Origin of the sequence: Enterobacter cloacae complex sp. ECL72, assembly GCF_019056635.1 — a bacterium.
GTDB lineage: Bacteria > Pseudomonadota > Gammaproteobacteria > Enterobacterales > Enterobacteriaceae > Enterobacter > Enterobacter hormaechei_C.
Window position 1 is genome coordinate 1742103 of record NZ_CP077659.1, and the last position, 22777, is coordinate 1764879.

Genomic DNA, 22777 nt, shown 5'->3' on the forward strand with positions numbered 1-22777 from the left:
GACAATAATGGGTGATTTTTCCCAAGGATAGCTACATCCCTCTGGTGGACATATCCACAGGAATACGCGCACCTGCAAGGAGAAGAATATGAGTACCGCAAAAGTTGTTGATGTCATCATTCGCAAAACGGCAGAGAAGACGAAATTAACCGGTGAAGGGAATCTCTCGGTCTCTATTTCATCGCCGAGCGTGATTGAAATTCAGGGTTCAGCTCAGGACGTGGTGCGTTATGTCCGCCAGGGGAATGACCTCCTCATTTATATGAAAGATGGCAGCGTGATCCGCTGCAATAATTATTTTGTCGAAGACACGGAAACCCATAATCATTCCGAACTGGTATTTAACGATAACCAGGAGCTGACGCATATTTCATTTGCCGATGCCGGGGAAGCATCAGGCGTTGCCGCCACCGAATTAACCGCCCAGGCTGCACCCATTAGCAGCATTGAACCTTTCCTGGAGCAGGGAAGCGTCTTAAGCGATGCGCCGTGGGGCTGGATTGCCGGTGCGGCGTTAGGGGGCGGTGCGATCGGCGCACTGCTGGCTCACGGCGGCGATGGCGAAACCAAAACCAAAGTTATTGATAATACAAAAGAAGTCGAAAGCGCCACGCCGACATTTTTGCTGACGGACAACGCGGGTGACAAGCAGGGCGTGCTGAGTGCAAAAGCGGTCACGGATGACAACACCCCCACCTTCAGCGGTACCGGGCAGCCGGGCGCGACCATTCAGGTTAAAGACGGCAGCGGCAGCACTATCGCCAGCACCATGGTCGCGAAGGACGGCACCTGGACGGTAACACTCCCGACCCAGGCCGACGGGGAGCATACCTGGTCTGTCGTACAGATCGACGGCAGTAAAACGACCTCTGCGGGCAGTATCACCGTAACCGTTTCTACAGCGGATGCCAGCGTGACGCTCGCCACCACGGCGGGCGATAACGTGATCAACGCCAGCGAGCAGTCCGCTGGCTTTACGCTGTCCGGCACCAGCAAAAACCTGGCGCAGGGAACGGCGCTTACCGTCACGCTCAACGGCAAAACCTATTCCGCAGAAGTGGGGGCAAACGGCGCATGGAGCGTGAAGGTGCCTGCTGCCGACGCGCAGGCGCTGGGCGATGGCACCTGGACGGTCAACGTCAGCGGTAAAGACGCGGCGGGCAACACCGTGTCCGGCAGCCAGACGATTGGCGTCGATACCGCCTCGCCAGTGATCTCTGTCGACACGATCGCCCAGGACAACATCATCAACGCGGCTGAACATAATCAGCCGCTGACGCTGACCGGGAAAACCGATGCGGAAGCGGGCCAGATTGTGACGGTCACGCTGAACGGCAAAAATCACACGGCGACCGTGGGCAGCGACGGCACCTGGTCCGTTACGCTTCCGGCCAGTGAAGTACAGGCGCTGGCTAACGGCGAGCACACCCTGACGGTAAACGTCAGCGACAAAGCGGGTAACGGGTCCTCCGTCACCGCCGATTTCACGGTCGATACCGCAGCGCCGGTGGTCACCATCAACACCGTCGCGGGCGACGACATTCTGAACACCAGCGAGCAGGGGCAGGCGCAGATTATTTCCGGCCAGGCGAACGGCGCGGCAGCGGGCGACGTTGTCACCGTGACCGTTGGCGGCAAGACCTTTACCGGTGTCGTCCAGGCGGACGGCAGCTGGAGCGTCGGCGTGCCTGCCTCCGTCATTGGCGCGCTGGGGGAAGGTAGCCACAGCATTTCGGTCGCCGTGACCGATGCGGCGGGCAACACCGGCAGCGCGACGCACGGCATTACGCTCAGCGGCAACCCGCCGGAATTTACCTTTGACCCCATCAGTCAGGATAACGTCCTGAATGCGCAGGAGGCCATGCAGCCCCTGAGCCTGAGCGGGACCAGTAATCTGCCGAACGGCAGCACCGTCACCGTGACGCTGAACAACGTTAACTATCAGGCCACCCTTGAGAACGGTCGCTGGTCCGTTCAGGTGCCGGTTTCCGACGTGCTGGATCTGGCGAATACCCTGTACACCGTCAGCGTCAGCGGCACCGACAGCGTGGGTAACAGCGGCTCCGCCGAGGCGAATCTGCTGGTCGATACCGCGCTGCCGCAGGTGATCGTCAACACCTTTGCCGGGGATAACCTGGTCAATAACGCCGAAGCGGCGGTTGACCAAACCCTCAGCGGACGCGTCACCGGCGCGGCGGCGGGCGATACCGTCTCTGTCACCGTGGGCGGCAAGAGCTACACCGCGACGGTTGGCAGCGACCTGAAATGGAGCGTGACGATCCCATCGGCCGACCTCCAGGCGTTTGGCGACGGCGATTTAACCTTCAGCGCCTCTGTCACCAATGCGCACGGCAATACCGGCACCGGCGAACGTGATATCAACATCAACGCCGAACTGCCGGGCCTGCGCGTGAACACGATCTCTGGCGATGACGTGATTAACGCCATCGAGCAGCAGCAGGATCTGGCCGTCACCGGCTCCAGCACTCATCTGGCTGAAGGCACACAGATCACCGTTACCATCAATAATGTCGAATACGTCACCACGGTTAACGCCAGCGGCAGCTGGCAGATTGGCGTGCCTGCGGCGGACCTTCAGGCATGGACGGCGGGAGGCATGACCGTCAGCGTCAGCGCGGAAGATGCCTGGGGCAACACCGTGGCGGCTGAACACCCGATCGAGCTTGACCTGAACGCGGTGGCCGTCACCATCGATACCGTAACCACTGACGATATGCTGAACGCGGCGGAAAAAGGCGCGGATGTCACGCTTTCCGGTCAGACGCAAGGCGTGGAGGCCGGGCAGACCGTGGTGGTGAAATTCGCGGATCAAACCTTTACCGCACAGGTGCAGCAGGACGGCTCCTGGCGCCTGACCGTTCCGGCGAGCGCGATGGAAACGCTGATCGACGGGCGGGCGCAGGTGAGCGTCAGCGTGACTAACGTCAACGGCAACAGCGCGGACGCTTCACGCGTGGTGATCGTCGATACGCAGCCGCCAGCCATTACGCTTGATAACCTGACCGACGACAACATCATTAATGCGGCAGAAGCGCAGCAGGATCTGATGCTCAGCGGCAGCACAACCGCTGAAGCGGGCCAGACGGTCACCGTGACGCTGAATGGTAAATCTTACCAGACCACGGTCCAGGCGGACGGTCGCTGGCAGCTGAACGTGCCTGCCGCCGACGTTAGCGCGCTGAGCGATGGCAATGTCACCGTGACGGCCACCGTCAGCGACGTGGCGGGCAACAGCAGCAGCGCGGACCGCGTTGGGCTGGTGGATGCCACCGTGCCGCAGGTGACCATCAACGATTTCGTCACCGACACCAACACCGTTAACCAGCTGGCCCATGCTCAGGCGCAGATCCTGAGCGGCTCCGTCACCGGCGCGGCGGCGGGTGATTTGGTCATCATCACCATCAATAACGTGGACTACACCACCGTGGTGGATGCGGCAGGCAACTGGAGCCTCGGCCTGCCTGCGTCCGTCGTTCAGGGGCTGACGGACGGCACCTGGACCATTAACGTCTCCGTGACCGACCAATCCGGCAACACCGGCAGCAGTTCAGTGGATGTGGTGGTCAATACTGTGACGCCCGTTATCGGTATTAACACGCTGGCCGCGGATGACGTGATCAATGCGGCAGAGAAGGGCGAAGATCTGCTGCTTTCCGGCACCAGCAACCAGCCGGAAGGAACCACCATCACCGTTAATCTGAACGGTATCAACTACACCGCCACCACCGACGCCAGCGGCAACTGGAGCGTTACCGTCCCCGCCTCTGCGGTGAGCGCGCTGGGTGAAGCCAATTACACCGTGACGGCGAGCGTCACCGATAATGTGGGCAACAGCGCCGCTGCCACGCACGATGTACTGGTGGACAGCTCGCTGCCGGTTGTTACCCTCAACAACTTCGCGGGCGACAATATCGTCAACGCGGCGGAAGTGGCCGCAGGGCAAACCCTGACCGGAAAGGTTTCTAACGCGGCATCGGGCGATACCGTCACGATTATCCTCGGCGGGCAGACATACACGGCCACCGTACAGGACGATCTCACCTGGAGCCTGCCGTTAACCCAGAGTCAGTTAACCGCGCTCGGTAACGGCGACCTGACCGTATCGGCCAGCGTGACGAACGCGCACGGCAATACCGGATCGTCTTCCCTGGATGTCACCATTGACGCCCAGCTGCCCGGCCTGCGCATTGATACCGTCGCCGGTGACGACGTCATTAACGTTATTGAACACGCGCAGAACCTGGTTATCGCCGGCACCAGCACCGACCTGGCGGCGGGTAGCACCGTCACCGTGACCATCAACGGCAAGAGTTATTCCGCCTCGGTACTGGCGGATGGCAGCTGGCAGGCTGCGGTTCCGGCCGCCGACGTCTCCCGGTGGGCGGACGGGTCGCTCACCATCAGCGCCAGCGCGCAGGATACCTCCGGCAACCCGGTGAATATCGGTACCGTTGTGGATGTCGATCTCGCCCCGGTGGCGATAAGCATCAACAGCGTGACGGACGACAACGTGCTTAACGCGGCAGAAAAAGGCCAGGATCTGGTGCTGTCCGGCTCCTCCTCGAACGTTGAAGCGGGCCAGACCGTTACCATTATCTTTGCGGGTAAAACCTGGACCACGACGGTCGATGCCAACGGCGACTGGACCTGCACCGTACCGGCTGCCGATCTGAGCGGCCTGAAGGACGGCGACGCCAGCGTACAGGTCAGCGTCACCAACGTGAACGGCAACGCAGCCTCTTCCTCGCAGGCATTCAGCGTCGATACCGCCGCGCCAGCGGTCACCATCAACACCATCAGCGGCGACAATATGCTGAATGCGGCAGAGGCGGCGCAGGATCTGACCCTGAGCGGAACATCTACTGCCGAAGCAGGCCAGACGGTCACCGTGACCTTCAACGGCAATCAGTACACCGCCCAGGTGCAGGCGAACGGCAGCTGGACGCTGGACGTTCCGGCGGCGGATCTGGCGGGGATCGCCGACGGCAGCGCGGCGGTCACGGTGACCGTGTCCGATAAAGCGGGCAACCCGGCCAGCGCGGGGGCGTCCGTGCTGGTCGACACTACCGTGCCGCAGATTACCTTCAACATTGTGGCGGGCGACGACATTGTTAATATTGCCGAGCACGGCCAGGCGCTGATTGTCACCGGCAAGGTGACGGGCGCGCAGGCGGGCGATGTGATTACCCTGACCCTGAACGGCAAAGACTACACCGCGATGCTGGATGCGTCCGGCAACTGGAGCGTGGGCGTTCCGGCGACGGACGTGGGCGCGCTGGCTAACGGCGATCAGACGATCTCCGCGACACTCACCGATAAAGCGGGCAACAGCACCAGCGCGACGCACGCGTTTGACGTCTCCCTGACCGCGCCAGTGATTACCATCAATACCCTGGCGGTTGACGACGTGATCAACGCGACCGAAAAAGGCCAGGACCTGTTGATCTCCGGCACCAGCAACCAGCCGGACGGGACCCGCATCACCGTAACCCTGAACGGTATCAGTTACGCCGCCACCACCGATGCCAGCGGTAACTGGAGCGTCACCCTTCCGGCGGCAAACGTCTCGGTACTGGGCGAAGCGAGCTACAGCGTGACGGCCAGCGTGACCGATACCGCGGGTAATAGCGCGAATACCAGCCATAGCGTGCTGGTCGACAGCGCGCTGCCGCAGGTCACCATTAATGCGGTTGCCACCGACGACGTGATTAACGCGGCGGAAGTGGCTTCCGGACAAACCCTGAGCGGGAAAGTGAGCGGCGCGGCGAGCGGTGACACTGTCACGATCGGTATCGGGGGCAACACCTATACCGCGACGGTTCAGGACGACCTGAGCTGGTCGGTTAACGTGGCGTCTGACGTCTTAACCGCTATCGGTAACGGCGATCTCACCGTAACTGCGAGCGTGACCAATGGCCACGGCAACACCGGCACCGGCGAACGCGACATCACGATTGATGCCAGCCTGCCGGGCCTGCGCGTGGATACCGTAGCAGGCGACGATGTGATCAACAGCATCGAACATGGTCAAAACCTGATTATCACCGGCTCCAGCGACGGGCTGGCGAGCGGATCGGCGCTGACGGTCACCGTCAACGGCAAAATCTACGCGGCAACCGTGCTGGCGGACGGCACCTGGACGGCGGCTATTCCGGCGGCGGACGTCGGCGCGCTGAGCGCAGGCACGATCACCGTGACCGTTGACGGCCAGAGCGCGGCGGGTAACCCGGTTTCCATCAGCCACGACGTGAAAGTGGATCTGGCGGCAGTCGCCATCAGCATTAATCCGATTGCTTCTGACGACGTAATCAACGCGGCTGAGAAAGGCGCGGACCTGGTGCTGTCTGGCTCGACCACCAACGTGGAAGAAAACCAGACCGTTACCATCACCTTCGGCGGCAAGTTGTACACCGCGACGGTGGATGCCAGCGGCAACTGGACGGCGACCGTACCGTCTGCCGATTTGGGCGGACTGAAAGACGGCGACGCCAGCGTGCAGGTAAGCGTCACCAACGTGAACGGCAACAGCGCCTCGGCGGGCCGCGAATACAGCGTGGACGCCACCGCGCCGACGGTGTCCATCGAGATCGTCAGCGACAACAACATCATCAACGCGGCCGAAGCGCAGCAGGATCTGGTCGTTAACGGTGTCTCCAACGCCGAAGCGGGCCAGACCGTGACCGTGACGCTGAACGGCGTGGACTACACCACCACCGTACAGGCGAACGGCAGCTGGAGCGTCACCGTACCCTCTGCGGATATCGGCGCGATTACCGACGGCGATTACACCATCACGGCAGCCGTCGCGGATAAGGCGGGTAACCCGGCCTCGGCGGACCGCGATGTGCTGGTGGATACCACGGTGCCACAGCTGACCATTAACACCGTTTCCGACGACGACGTGATCAACAGCGCCGAGCATGCGCAGGCGCTGATTGTCACCGGTTCCGTGACCGGTGCGGCGGCGGGCGACGTGGTGACCGTCACCATCAATAACAAAGATTACACCGCGACCCTGGACACTTCCGGCAGGTGGAGCGTGGGCGTGCCTGCGGCGGACGTGAGTGCCCTGGCCGCCGGGGATTACACCATCACCGCGGCGCTGACCGATAAAGCCGGAAACAGCAACAGCACAACGCACGAGGTTGAAGTCAACCTCACCGCGCCGGTGCTGACCATTGACACCGTGTCCGGTGACGATGTGATCAACAGCAGCGAGAAAACGCAGGATCTGACCATCACAGGTACGGCTTCCGGGCTGGCAGCGGGCGCGGTGGTCACCGTGATGCTCAACGGCAAAGCGTACAGCGCCACGGTGGACACCAATGGCCAATGGACCACAACCGTTCCGGCGAGCGAGGTGGGGCAACTGGGTGAAGCGCTTTACACCGTGTCGGCCTCCGCGACGGACAGCGTCGGCAACAGCTCCAGCACCTCGCACACCGTGAACGTGGAATCCGTGCTGCCTGGCGTCATCATCAACACCGTGGCGGGCGACGACGTGATCAACGCAGCGGAGCTGGCAACCGGCCAGACCATTAGCGGCACAGTGGTGAATGCCGAAGCGGGCAACACCGTGACTGTGTCTGTTGGCGGCCACAGCTACACCGCAACGGTACAGGACAATCTCACCTGGTCCGTCAGCGTACCGGAATCTGTGCTCACCGCGCTGGGCAATGGCGATCTGACTGTGACCGCCAGCGTCACGAACGGCGTGGGCAACAGCGGCAGCGGCGAGCGCGATATCACTATCGACGCGAATCTGCCGGGCCTGCGCGTGGACACCGTAGCGGGCGATGACGTGATTAACAGCATCGAACACGGGCAGAATCTGATTATCACGGGTTCAAGCGACGGCCTGACGGCGGGTACGGCGCTGACCGTCACCGTAAACGGTAAAACCTATCCGGCCACCGTGCTGGCAGACGGCACCTGGAGCGCGGCGATCCCTTCTGCGGACGTGAGTGCCCTTGCCGCAGGCACGGTCACCGTGAACGTTGAAGGCCAGAGCAGCGCGGGCAATCCGGTGACTATCAACCATGATGTGACGGTGGATCTGGCAAACGTCGCCATCAGCATTGACGCCATCGCTTCCGATGACGTGATCAACGCCGCCGAGAGGGGTGCGGATCTGGTGCTCTCCGGCACCACCTCGAACGTCGAAGAAAACCAGATCGTCACCATCACCTTCGGCGGCAAGAACTACACCGCCACGGTGGACGCTGAGGGTAAATGGACCGCCACGGTGCCGTCTGCGGATCTGACCGGTCTGAAAGACGGCGACGCCAGCGTGCAGGTCAGCGTCACCAACGTGAACGGCAACAGCGCGTCTGCGGGACGCGAGTACAGCGTGGATGCTACCGCGCCGTCCGTGACCATCAACATGATTGCCACCGACGATATCCTGAACGCCTCAGAAGCGCAGTCCGACCTGGCAATCTCTGGCACCAGCACCGCCGAAGCAGGCCAGACGGTGACCGTATCGCTGAACGGCAAAGATTACACCACAACCGTCAGCGCGAACGGCAGCTGGACGCTGAACGTGCCGGCAGCTGACCTTGCAGGATTAACCGACGGCAGCGTCACCGTGACCGCGGCCGTCAGCGACAAGGCGGGTAACCCGGCGTCGGTGGACCACAACCTGACGGTGGACGTCACCGTTCCGGCAGTGACCATCCACACCGTGGCAGGCGACGACGTGATTAACGTGGCTGAACACAATCAGGCGCAGATTATCAGCGGCTCCGCCACCGGCGCGGCGGCGGGCGATAAGGTCACCGTTACCATCGGCGGCCAGTCGTACACCACCGTGCTGGATGCGGCGGGTAACTGGAGCGTGGGCGTTCCGGCCAGCGTCATTTCCGGCCTCAGCGACGGCAGCGTGACCGTCACTGCGTCAGTCACCGACGCGGCGGGCAATACCGGCAGCGGCACGCATAATGTGACCGTCGATACCGGTCTGCCGTCGGTCAGCTTCAACGCCATCAGCGATGACAACGTCCTGAACGCCGTTGAAAAAGGCCAGGATCTGAGCGTCAGCGGCACCAGCGCCAACCTGGCGGAAGGCACCGTGGTCACCGTGACCCTGAACGGTAAAAACTACACGGCGACAACTGCGGCAGACGGCACCTGGAGCCTGACGGTTCCGGCTGCGGATCTGGCCGGTCTCGGTCAGGCCAGTTACACCCTGAACGCGACGGCCACCAACGGCGTTGGCAACAGCGTGAGCAGTTCTGCGAACCTGCTTGTCGACACCGCGCTGCCAACCGTTACCATCAACACCGTGGCGGGGGACAACGTCATCAACGCGGCGGAAGTGGCGGCAGGCCAGACACTGAGCGGCACCGTGGCGAATGCCGAAGCGGGCAACACCGTGACCGTGACTATCGGCGGCCACAGCTACACCGCAACGGTGCAGAATAATCTGTCCTGGTCCGTCAACGTGCCGTCTGACGTGCTGACCGCACTCGGCAACGGCAGCCTGAGCGTGACGGCGACCGTCACCAACGGCCACGGCAACACCGGCACCGGCGAACGCGAGATCGCTATCGACGCTAACCTGCCGGGCCTGCGCGTGAATACCGTGGCGGGTGACGACGTGGTCAACACCATCGAGCACGCGCAGAACCTGATTGTTTCAGGCTCCAGCGACGGGCTGGCGCCGGGCACGGCGCTGACGGTTACCGTCAACGGTAAAGATTACGCGGCAACGGTACTGGCAGACGGCACCTGGAGCGCGGCGATCCCGTCCGCCGACGTGAGCGCGTGGCCGGAAGGCACCGTGAAAATCAGCGTTACCGGTGACAGCGCGGCGGGTAATCCGATCACCATCAGCCACGACGTGACCGTGGATCTGACTACCGTTGCCATCAGCATCAATGCGCTTGCCACCGACGACGTGATTAACGCGGCGGAGAAGGGCGCGGATCTGGTGCTGTCCGGTGTGACCACCAACGTGGAAGCCGGGCAGACCGTGACCATCAGTCTGAACGGCAGGATCTACACCACCACCGTGGACGACAGCGGCAACTGGACTTACACCGTGCCGTCAGCGGATCTGGCTGGCCTGAAGGATGGCGACGCCAGCGTGCAGGTGAGCGTCACCAACGTGAACGGCAACAGCGCCTCGGCGGGCCGTGAGTACAGCGTGGATGCTACCGCGCCGTCCGTGACCATCAACACGATTGCCACCGACGATATCCTGAACGCCACGGAAGCTCAGTCAGACCTGGCAATCTCCGGCACCAGTACCGCCGAAGCAGGCCAGACGCTGACCGTATCGCTGAACGGCAAAGATTACACCACAACCGTCAGCGCGAACGGCAGCTGGACGCTGAACGTTCCGGCGGCGGATCTGGCAGGATTAACCGACGGCAGCGTGACGGTCACCGCCTCAGTCAGCGACAAGGCGGGTAACCCGGCGTCGGTTGACCACACCCTGACGGTGGACGTCACCGTACCTGCGGTGACCATCCACACCGTTGCAGGTGACGATGTGATTAACGTGGCTGAACACAATCAGGCGCAGATTATCAGCGGCTCCGCCACCGGCGCGGCGGCGGGCGACACCGTCACCGTCACCATCGGCGGCCAGTCGTACACCACCGTGCTGGATGCGGCGGGTAACTGGAGCGTGGGCGTTCCGGCGAATGTGATTTCAGGCCTCAGCGACGGCAGCGTGACCGTCACTGCGTCAGTCACCGACGCGGCGGGCAATACCGGCAGCGGCACGCATAATGTGACCGTCGATACCGGTCTGCCGTCGGTCAGCTTCAACGCCATCAGCGATGACAACGTCCTGAACGCCGTTGAAAAAGGCCAGGATCTGAGCGTCAGCGGCACCAGCGCCAACCTGGCGGAAGGCACCGTGGTCACCGTGACCCTGAACGGTAAAAACTACACGGCGACGACTGCGGCAGACGGCACCTGGAGCCTGACGGTTCCGGCTGCGGATCTGTCAGGCCTCGGTGAAGCCAGCTACACCCTGAGCGCGACGGCCACCAACGGCGTGGGCAACAGCATCAGCACTACGGCGAACCTGCTTGTCGATACCGCGCTGCCAACCGTCACCATCAACACCGTGGCGGGGGACAACGTCATCAACGCGGCGGAAGTGGCCGCAGGCCAGACCATTACCGGTAAGGTGGCGAACGCGGACATCGGTAACACCGTGACGGTGAACATCGGCGGCAACACCTATACCGCGACGGTGCAGAGCGATCTGACCTGGTCCGTTAACGTGCCGGAATCCGTCCTGACCGCGCTGGGCAATGGCGATTTAACGGTGTCAGCAACCGTCACTAATGACCATGGCAATACGGGAACGGGCGAGCGCGATATCACTATCGACGCCAGCCTGCCGGGCCTGCGCGTGGATACCGTCGCGGGCGACGATGTGATTAACAGCATCGAGCATGGACAGAACCTGATTGTCACCGGCTCCAGCGACGGACTGGCGGCAGGCACTACGCTCACCGTGACCGTCAATGGCAAAACCTATGCGGCCTCCGTGCTGGCAGACGGTACCTGGAGCGCGGCGATCCCGGCAGCAGACGTCGGGGCCCTGGCTGCGGGCACGGTTACCGTGACCGTTGCAGGCCAGAGCGCGGCGGGCAATCCGGTCTCTATCAGCCACGACGTCACCGTCGATCTGGCAGCCGTGGCGATCAGCATTGATGCCATCGCCACCGACGACGTGATTAACGCGGCGGAGAAAGGCGCGGATCTGGTGCTTTCCGGCAGCACCTCCAATGTGGAAGAGAACCAGACCGTGACCATCACCTTTGGCGGCAAGTCTTACACCGCCAAAGTCGATGCCGACGGCAACTGGACGGCCACCGTGCCTTCCTCGGATCTTGCGGGTCTGAAAGACGGCGACGCCAGCGTGCAGGTGAGCGTTACCAATGTGAACGGCAACAGCGCGTCTGCGGGCCGGGAGTACAGCGTCGATGCCACGGCGCCAACCGTGACCATTGACACGGTAGCCGGCGACAACGTGATCAACGGCAGCGAAGCGGCTGCGGGCGTGGCCATTTCCGGCACCACCACGGCTGAAGTCGGTCAGACGGTAACCGTTAACCTCGGTGGAAACAGCTATACCGCACAGGTTCAGCAGGGCGGCGTCTGGAGCATTAACGTGCCGGCCGCCGATCTGTCCACTCTGGCGGATAACGGCTACACCGTGCAGGTGAGCGTGAGTGACGCCGCGGGTAACCCGGGCAGCGCGGGCAAAGCGATTACGCTCGATACTACGCCGCCGACCGTCAGCTTTAACGTCGTGGCGGGCGATGACGTCATCAACAGCGTTGAGCACGGGCAGGCGCAGGTCATCAGCGGCACCGCAACCGGCGCCAGCGTCGGCGATAAGCTGGTCATCACGATAGGTTCGAACCAGTACACCACCACCGTTGACGCCAGTGGCAAATGGAGCGTGGGCGTTCCTGCCAGCGACATTTCTGCCCTGACCGACGGCACCGTGACCCTCAGCGCGACAATCACCGACAGCGCGGGCAACAGCAGCACCCAGACCCATGACGTGGTGGTAAATACCGCATCGGTCGCGCTGACCGTCAACACCCTCAGCGGTGATGACGTGATCAATGCGGCAGAAGCGGGGGCGTCGCTGGTCATCAACGGCTCCAGCGCGCAGTTTGCTAACGGCACGCAGGTCACTATCACCCTGAATGGTAAGAGCTATACGGCCACTATCCAGAGCGATGGCTCCTGGACAACCACCGTACCGGCCGCCGACGTGGGCACCCTTGCCGACGGCGCGAGCTACCAGGTTTCTGTTTCGGCGCAGGACAGCGCCGGGAACAGCGCCTCGGCGACGCACACCATCAGCGTGGACACCACCGCGCCGGTGATTAGCGTGAACACGTTGTCGGGCGACGATGTGCTGAATGCGGCGGAAGCCCAACAGCCGCTCACCGTACACGGCTCTTCCAGCGCGGAAGCAGGCCAGACGGTGACCGTCACGCTGGGCGGGAAAACCTACACTGCGCTTGTGGCAAACGACGGCACCTGGACGCTCGACGTCCCGGCCGCCGATCTTGCCAACCTGAGCGAAGGCGCGCTGACGGTCACCGCGTCGGTGAACGACAAGGCGGGTAATAACGGCCAGACGACGCATACCTTAACGGTCGATACCGTCGCGCCAGCCGTGACCATCAGCACCGTGGCCGATGACGATATCGTCAACAACGCCGAGCAGCTGGCGGGACAGACCATCAGCGGGACCACCACCGCGGAGCAGGGCCAGACGGTGACCGTCTCCTTCAACGGCCACAGCTATCAGGCGACCGTGGCGGCGAATGGCTCCTGGTCCGTCTTCGTGCCGGGACGCGACTTCCTCGGACTGAGCGACGGGGATTACACCATTACGGCTACGGTGAGCGATAAGGCAGGTAACCCGGGCAGCGCAACGCACGACGTGACGCTGAACGGCGACGTGCCGACCATCGCCATTAACACCTTTGCGCAGGATGATATCGTCAACGCCGCCGAGCACGGCACGCCGCTGGTTATCAGCGGCACCACCGATGCGCCAACGGGCCAGACGGTGACCATTACGCTTAACGGTAAAACCTACACGGCTACCGTTCAAAATGACGGCACCTGGAGCTATACGGTCGGCAGCGCAGACGTGACCGCGCTGGCGGACGGCGGTTCGTACGTGATTAACGCGCAGGTGAGCAACGCCATCGGCAACAGCGCCAGCGATAACCATACCGTTACCGTGGATCTCACCGCACCGTCGATGGGGATCAGCATTGATTCCCTGCAAAACGATACCGGCCTCAGCGCGAATGACTTCATCACCAACGACAGCCAGGTGGTGGTGAATGGTTCCCTGACCGCGCAGCTCGGCAATAACGAGAAAGCGCAGATCAGCCTTGACGGCGGTACTACCTGGATTGACCTGACCGTCACCGGCACCACCTGGCGCTACACCGATGGCCGTACCCTGACCGACGGTACGTACCAGTACCAGGTGCGCGTGATCGACAATGCAGGCAACGTTGGGGCAACGGACAGCCAGGACGTGGTAATCGATCTGACGAAGCCTGCGGCGGCGACTATTACCGTGGATTCCGTCTCGCAGGATACCGGCCTGTCCGACAGCGACTTTATTACCAGCGACAACCAGATCAGCCTGAAAGGGACGCTCGGCGCGGCCCTGGGCAGCGGTGACCACGCTCAGATCAGCCTCGACGGTGGCGCAACCTGGACTGACGTGAGCGTCAGCGGCCTGAGCTGGACCTACGTTGACGGCCGCACGCTGGCCGACGGAGACTACAACTATCAGCTGCGGGTGATTGACGACGCGGGGAATATCAGCGCCACTACCAGCCAGGTGGTGACCATTGATACCGTCGCGCCGGACGCCAGCAAAACGATCGCTATCGACAGCATCAGCGACGATACCGGCCTGAGCAGCAGCGACTTTATCACCAATGACACCTCCCTGACGCTGCACGGCTCGCTCGGCGCAACGCTGGCCGACGGCGAATATGCCCAGATCAGCATCGACGGCGGGGTCACCTGGCAGAACGTGATCGTCACTGGCAACAGCTGGTACTACGTGGACGGCCGCACGCTGGGTAACCAGACCTATGACTACTACGTTCGCGTAGTGGATGCGGCGGGCAACGTGGGTGCCAGCGCTCATCAGCAGGTGACGGTCGATACGGTCGCGCCGGATGCGGCGATTACGGTGACCGTGGATAACATCACCGTCGATACCGGCTTCGACAATAACGACTTCCTGACCAGTTCGACCTCGTACACGCTCAACGGGACGCTCGGGGCCGAACTCGGGGCGGGTGAGTATGTGCAGGTGAGCATGGATGGCGGCACCACCTGGGTTTACGCCACGGTAAGCGGCACCCGGTGGAGTTATAACGACACCCGCACCCTGGCCGACGGCGACTACCGCTATCAGGTGCGGGTTGTCGATCAGGCGGGCAACGTTGGGGCCACCACCACGCAGGACGTGACGGTGGATACCCAGGCGCCGCAGTACGGCATCACCATTGACAGCATCAGCGAAGATACCGGGCAGTCCGGGAGTGATTTCATCACCATGGACACCTCGCTGACGATCAACGGCTCGTTGGGCAGCGCGCTGGCCAGCGACGAGCGCGTACAGATCAGCCTCGACGGCGGTAATACCTGGATTGACACTACCGTCACTAACCAGCGCTGGAGCTATACGGATACCCGCGATCTGGCAGATGGGGATTACACCTACCAGGTGCAGATCATCGACCAGGCGGGCAACGTCGGCTCAACCTCTTCGCAGGTGGTAACGGTTGATACCACGCCGCCTGACACGGTGGGAACGGTGGTCAGCTATACCGACGGGGAAGGTGAACGTACAGGCACGTACGGCGCATCAGTCGCGACGGACGATACCTCGCCGCTGATCAACGGTACGCTTAACCGCGCTCCGGAAGATGGCGAAATCGTGCAGCTTTACCGGGACGGGATCTTGCTGGGTCAGGTCACGATGAACGGCAGCGCAAGCTGGTCCTATCAGGACAACGGCCTGCTCGACGGGAATCACACCTACATTCTGCGCGTCACCGACAAAGCCGGTAACTACACGGAATCGGATGGCTTTGTGCTGAACGTCGATACCAGCATCCCGACCACCACCGCGGCGATTACTGCCCAGACCACCTCGGATACCACGCCGATTGTCAGCGGTACGGTCTCCGCAGACCTGGTGAACGGTGAATATCTGGTGGTGACGGTGAACGGGAAAACCTACACCTCCCAGACCGGCGGTGCGGTGGTCGTCGACCCGGATCACAATACCTGGTATCTACAGATCCCGGACAGCGATGCCCTGAGTGTGGCGAGTTACGACGTAACCGCGCAGGTGAAGAGTAGCGCGGGCAACGGTAACACCACCGGTACGGCAACCGGTAGCCTGGTGATCGATACCACCTCGGTGAATACCGACTGGGCGACCACTGCGGGGAACAGCAACAACTCAACCATGACTCTCGGCATGAACAGCAGCGGGCTGTGGAATATCATCGCTAATGGACAGTCTTATTCCAGCAGCGATGATTCAACCTATGCCGGGAATACGTTAACTAACACCCGTAGCTACTATGTGGTGAGCCAGACGGCAGCTGACTTTGACCGTAACGGCACGCAGGATATCTTTGCGACGGAGAACACCTACGCGGGCTCTACGCAGGTGATGTGGACCTACGATGGCAGCAGCTACACCGCCAGCCAGCTGGCGATGGGAACCACCATCTGGTACGGCGGCGTAATTGCCTACGACAAAACCGGCGATGGCTATCTTGATCTGGCGTACGGCGATGCCGGTATGGACTCCCTGACCTACCTGGTGAATACCAACGGCGTTCTGTCGCCGGACGGCACCGGCGGGGAAGGTGGATTCTACGGCCAGTTCGATTCCGGGCGTGAAATCTCCGGCGTCGACCTGAACAACGACGGTACCGTGGACATCGTGCAGCACACCAACCGCAGCGGGGCGTACTCGCTCACCGTGATTAACAACAACGGGAACGGTACGCTTTCCATTGGCCAGAACCTGACCAACGTGTTTGTGGCCAACGCCTCGAATACCACCACGGCGGCCTCCATGACGTGGGCGGACTTTAACGGCGATGGCTACATGGATCTGTACCTCGGCAGCAGCTACAACAACAACGGCGGGGTGATTTACTACAACGACGGTACCGGGCAGCTTTCCACGACCAAAAGCGCGGTGGAAGCCTCTAACGCCACGGCGGGCTATCTGTCGGTGGCGGTAGACTGGAACGGTGACGGGCAGATGGACATCATCAAGCTCAGCACCTACGGCAGCTCACAGACGGCGACCCTGTTCACCAACAACGGCTACGGCTCAACCTGGACTTCAAGCCAGCTGGCTTCTGGGCTGGCCAACGTCACCGGTGTCGCCGCGGTGGACTACAACTGGGACGGTGCGCAGGATCTGCTGGTGTCTCAGCAGAACGGTAAGGTGGTGCTGGTGCAGAACAATGCGGAGATCGCTGACGGTACCGCGATGCATCTGCACATTGTCGATAGCGAAGGCATCAACGCGTACTACGGCAATACGGTCAATCTGTATAACGCTGCGGGCGTGCTGGTGGCCTCGCAGATCATCAACGCTCAGTCCGGCATTGGCTCGAACGATACCTCTGCGCTGGTGAGTTTCTACGGGCTGGATCCGAACGAAACCTACTCGGCGGAGATCGTGAAGATCACCAACGGCGTCTCGGATAACGTCACCTGGACCGGCCTGGACGCGGGCAACGGCAAAGAGGGTTATGTTCTCACCGCCGAAGCGGCCACCGGCGGCCACAGCGGAACCATCACCGGTACCGGGTATAACGACACCTTTATCGCAGAGGATGGGACCTATACCTATAACGGCTCCGGCGGCTGGAATACCCATTCCGACTACGACACCTGGAGCAATACCGGCGGCATGGACGTGGTGGATTATCGTAATGCCACCTCTGGGATAACCGTTGATTTGCGCCTCTCAACGGCGCAGGACACCGGATTCGGTACCACGCGGTTGTTGAATATTGAAGGGATTAACGGCTCCGACTATGACGACGTGATCACCGGCAACAGCGGTGATAACCAGTTCGAAGGCCGGGGCGGGAACGACACCTTCAACATCGGCAGCGGCGGTCACGATACGTTGCTCTATAAGCTGATCAACGCGTCTGACGCGACGGGCGGCAACGGTAGCGATGTGGTGAACGGCTTTACCGTCGGCACCTGGGAAGGGACGGCGGATACGGACCGTATCGATCTGCGCGACCTGCTTTCCGACAGCGGCTATACCGGCACCGGCTCGGCGAGCTACGTGAACGGCGTGGCGACGCTGGACAGCAGCGCGGGCAACATCGCCGACTACATCCGCGTTGTGCAAAACGGCAGCAACACCGAGATCCAGGTTGACCTGGACGGGACGGGCGGTCAGTTCACGCCCACCACGCTGGTGACGCTGAACGGCGTGCAGACGGATCTGGCGACGCTGTTGGCCAATCATCAACTGTTAATTGCGTAAAACAACGCCGCGGGGAGCGCTCCTCGCGGCCTTTTGCGTTTCTTTACACGAATAGCCATAACCCTATATTTCACAAGATTATTTTGCGGGCTCGTTTAGACAGTGTTCGATTTCTAATCATCCCGGAAAGGTATCATTTCAGTGCGAAATCATCGCCCTGAACAGGACGTAGCATTATGAAGACACATCCGCAGTACGAACCCTGGTTGCAGGGCATGCTCATCATCGCGAAATATTATCGGCTGGATTTTTCGGCGGAGCATGTTCGGGTCACGATTAACCATGAAAGCCAGTCTCCACGCCAGCTGGTGCTGGAGGAGATGGCGCGCCAGCTTGGGCTGGGGATGCGTTGGGTGGCGGCGGGAGCCGTAGCGCTCGATCCGTGGCGTTTACCGCTGCTGGCGGAGTTCACCGGCGGGCAAATTGCGGTCATCAACCGTATGGACAACGAAGGGAACGTCAGCGTGCAGTTTAGCGGCGACGGGGGCCTGGAGACGACGCTGACGCGCGACGAACTCGGTTCGCGGTTAAAGGGGCTGATGGTGCTGCGTCCCCTGGAGTCCACGCCGGATGCGCGCGTGGATGATTACATCAAACCCTATGAGAAAAACTGGTTCTGGCAGCTGGCGCTGAAAGACTGGCGTCGTTACAGCGACATAATGCTGGTGGCGCTGGTCGCCAACGTGCTGGCGCTCTCCGGCATGGTCTTTTCCATGCAGGTATATGACAGGGTGGTGCCGTCCCAGTCGGAGGCCACGCTGTGGGTGCTGTTTGGCGGTGTGATGATCGCCATCGTGTTTGAATTCATCATGCGCATGCTGCGGGTGCATATTTCGGACGTGGTAGGGAAACGCGCCGACCTGCGTATTTCCGAGCGCGTGTTTGCCCACGCCCTGAGGATTAAAAACGGCGCACGGTCGAAATCGACCGGGTCGTTTATCGCCCAGATCCGCGAGCTGGAGTCGGTGCGGGAGCTGATCACTTCCACCACCATTGCCGCTATCTCCGATCTGCCGTTCTTCCTGCTGTTCGTCTTCATTCTGTGGATGATTGGCGGCCCGCTGGTGCTGGTGGTGCTGCTGGCCGTACCGCTGCTGCTCATTCCCGGCCTGCTGGTGCAGCGCCCGCTGGGAAAACTCTCCAGCGAAGGGATGCGTGAATCGGCGATTCGTAACGCCACGCTGGTGGAAGCGGTGCAGGGGCTTGAGGACATCAAGCTAATGCGCGCCGAGCAGAGGTTCCAGAACCAGTGGAATAACACCAATGACGTTGCCGCGAGCGTCGGCATGAAGCAGCGCTGGCTGACGGGGCTGCTGCTGACCTGGACCCAGGAGGTGCAGTCTATCGTCTACGCCGTGGTGCTGCTGGTGGGGTGTTATCTGGTTATCAGCGGCGACATGACCACCGGTGCGCTGGTGGGGACCTCGATTCTGGCGTCCCGCACCATCGCGCCCCTGTCGCAGATTTCCGGCGTGCTCTCCCGCTGGCAGTCGGCAAAGGTGGCCCGCAAGGGACTGGATGACCTGATGCAGCGCCCGATTGACGATCCCCAGCACGGCAAAAAAGTGCATAAAGCCCATCTGCGCGGTGATTATCGGCTGGACGACGTCGGGTTTTATTACGATGAAGAAGAGAAGCTTACCGTGCTGAATATCAGCAAACTGCGCATTCGCGCAGGGGAGCGCGTGGCGGTGCTCGGGCGGAATGGTTCGGGGAAAAGCACCTTGCTGCATCTGCTGGCGGGAATGCAGGAGCCACAGCAGGGCAGCATTTTGCTGGACGATATTGCTCTCAATCATCTTGACCCGGCCGACGTGCGCCGCGACATGCAGTTGCTCAGCCAGCAGGCGCGGCTGTTCTTCGGCTCCGTACGCGACAACATCCTGATGGGTAATCCGCTGGCGACAGACGAGGAAATCCATCATGCGCTGGTCAACAGCGGCGCGCTGGAGTTTGTGCGCAAGCAGAAAATGGGGCTGAACACCATCATCAATGAGGGCGGAACGGGGCTTTCCGGCGGGCAACGTCAGGCGCTGCTGCTGGCGCGCGCGCTGATCACCTCGCCGAATATTCTGCTGCTGGATGAACCCACCGCCTGGCTGGATGAGGTCAGCGAGAAGCAGTTTATCCAGCATCTGCACCAGTGGCTCGGTAAGCGCCGGACGCTGGTGGTGGCGACGCATCGTCTGCCGATTCTGGACCTGGTTGACCGCATCATCGTCCTGGAAAACGGCAAAGTGGTGATGGATGGCCCTCGTGATGCCATTTTACGCCAGCACGGAATGGCCCCGCAGCAGGCGCCGCAGCGCACGGTTAAACTGAAAACGGAGGGCGTGGCATGAATGATTTCTCCCGCTTTAACAGCCGGCTGAAGGAGCCCCGCCTGCCGCGTTCGTCGCTGGTGGCATGGTCGCTGTTTGCCCTGCTGGTGGTCTTTATTACCTGGGCCAGCCTGTTCCAGCTGGATGAGGTCACGACGGGCAGCGGCAAGGTGATCCCGTCCTCCCACGAGCAGGTGATCCAGTCCCTGGAAGGGGGGATTATCCACAGTCTGATGGTGCGCGAAGGCGATATCGTCGAGCGTGGTCAACAGCTTGCCCAACTGGACCGGACGAAAACCGAGTCCAGCGTGCTGGAGAGCGAGTCTCGATTAAACGCTGCGATGGCGACGGCCGCGCGTCTGAATGCTGAGGTGAACGACACCGCGCTGACATTCCCGGCAGAGCTGGATGACGACGTTGAGTTGGTCAAACAGGAAACGGCGCTTTATCAGTCACGTCGCGAAAGCCTGGAAAAAGGGCTGGCGGGTTTACGCCAGGGAGCGGATCTCGTGCAGCGTGAACTGGCATTAACGCGCCCGCTGGTGACGCAGGGGGCAGCCAGTAAGGTCGAAGTCTTACGCCTTGAACGTCAAAAAAATGAGCTGGAGAGCAAAATCACCGAGATGAAAAACCAGTACTACGTTCGCGCCCGCGAAGAACTGGCGAAAGCGAACGCAGAAATGGAAGCGCAGCGTTCGGTCATGAAAGGGCGCGAAGATTCACTCACCCGCTTAACGTTTAATGCACCGGTGCGTGGCATCGTGAAGGACATTGACGTGACGACGGTGGGCGGGGTGATCCCGCCGAACGGCAAACTGATGAGCCTGGTACCGCTTGATGACCAGATGGTGATAGAAGCGAAAATCTCGCCGCGCGATGTCGCGTTTATCCATCCCGGGCAAAAAGCGCTGGTGAAAATCACCGCCTATGACTACTCGATCTACGGCGGGCTGGAAGGGGAGGTGACGATGATTTCCCCGGATACCCTTCAGGACGAGGTGAAACGGGATGTTTATTATTATCGCGTTTATATTCGTACTGACAGTAACCATCTGACCAACAGGCAGGGCAAGGAATTCCCGGTGTTCCCGGGCATGATAGCCACGGTTGATATCAAAACCGGCAGTAAATCCGTCATTGATTATCTGCTGAAACCATTGAATAAGGCAAAAGAGGCGCTGCGCGAGCGATAAAAAAGGCGTTCAGCAAACCGAACGCCCGTCAGATCAGAGTGTAGGCGTCATGTTGACAGCATGGCGTCGTTCTTTTGGTACCACGTTGATGTAATGTGTGACATACGCAAAATATAATCCGGCATAATTTTCGACCAGCTCGATAAAGGCCGGGTAAATTGACATCCGGCCATCGCCGCGATCTTTAAGATAACCTGCCTCCTGCGCCGATTTGATAATCCGTTTAACATGAATACGCGAAACGAAAAATTCTTTTGCCAGCGTGCTGGCTGAATACGCTATTATGGCACCATGTGCTGTTTTGTTTTTGATGGCCTGCAAATAGAGATAGAGCATAATCATTCGGCCACCATCCTTATCAATAAATAAACCCACCTCCGGAAGCACTTTCCTGAATGTTAATCCGCGGAAAAGGTACTCTGCGGCGCGCCGGAAAAAATTGTGCCTCAGAATATCATTGTCCAGAAGGTTAGCATTTATATTGAATGTCGGAAAAAGAATGCTAACAGGCGTAAACGCCCCGGACATATAGCGTTTCAGCTCATCCAGTCCTTTTTCCGTTGGCGCGATTTTTGTTTTTCGGCGATCTTCGGTACAGCGCCAGGTCTTAATTCGCCCGGTGGTCTTAAGTATGGTGATGATCGCGATAACACTGTTAGGACTGGCGATATTATAGCGGGTACACAGTGCCTTTATCTCTGAAACTGACTCAGCCTGATTACCAAAAACAAAACAACACATTGACAGTATTATGTTGAAGCGTGATTCCTGAAGCATCGTTTTGTAGAACAAGGGTTGTTTTTTATAAATGGCATCATTAATTCTGTAGTGCTCTGTTATAGCTTCACCAAATCGCGGGTTGTTTTTAATAACATCCCTTCGATGTAGCAAAGCCCTGGATGAAATGTGATTATCCATAGCATTTTCTCTTTTTGTCTGGGCCGATAAGATGAAGTGTCTGGTCTTCTTTTTCGGAATTTTCATTATACCTTGTGAAGTGCATATTTACTGTCGTTATATGAAAAGAAAGTAATATTTATGCTGCATATGGATGAGTGGGTTGATTAACGCAAAGATGTTCCCGTGCATAACATTGATAACGGTTTATTAACCAAATGGGGTGCGGTAAAATTATTCAATGCGACAAAGAATATTGGCTTTAATCACAT

General features: G+C 60.4%; 4 protein-coding genes. 3 read left to right on the plus strand and 1 reads right to left on the minus strand.

What is annotated here, in order from left to right; all coding sequences use genetic code 11:
- The first annotated feature begins 88 nt into the window (after positions 1 to 88).
- The 3 genes from KTH07_RS08465 to KTH07_RS08475 all read left to right on the plus strand — a co-directional run bounded on the left by KTH07_RS08465 (position 89) and on the right by KTH07_RS08475 (position 21608).
- The gene (locus KTH07_RS08465; protein WP_075606858.1) at positions 89 to 18094 is read left to right on the plus strand and encodes an Ig-like domain-containing protein; all 18006 of its coding nucleotides are present in this window, start codon (positions 89 to 91) and stop codon (positions 18092 to 18094) included.
- Positions 18095 to 18270: 176 nt separating this feature from the next.
- Positions 18271 to 20436 (plus strand): type I secretion system permease/ATPase, encoded by a 2166-nt coding sequence (locus tag KTH07_RS08470; RefSeq protein WP_063161898.1) that lies wholly within the window; start codon positions 18271 to 18273, stop codon positions 20434 to 20436.
- Positions 20433 to 21608: an HlyD family type I secretion periplasmic adaptor subunit gene (locus KTH07_RS08475; protein ID WP_032619700.1), complete on the plus strand. Its 1176-nt coding sequence runs from the start codon at positions 20433 to 20435 to the stop codon at positions 21606 to 21608. Before KTH07_RS08470 ends, KTH07_RS08475 begins: the two co-directional genes overlap by 4 nt.
- A 33-nt stretch (positions 21609 to 21641) precedes the next feature.
- On the opposite strand, the gene KTH07_RS08480 is transcribed toward KTH07_RS08475, so the two are convergent.
- Positions 21642 to 22526, minus strand: coding sequence for a hypothetical protein (locus KTH07_RS08480; protein ID WP_023303707.1), 885 nt, complete (start codon positions 22524 to 22526; stop codon positions 21642 to 21644).
- Positions 22527 to 22777: the final 251 nt, after the last annotated feature.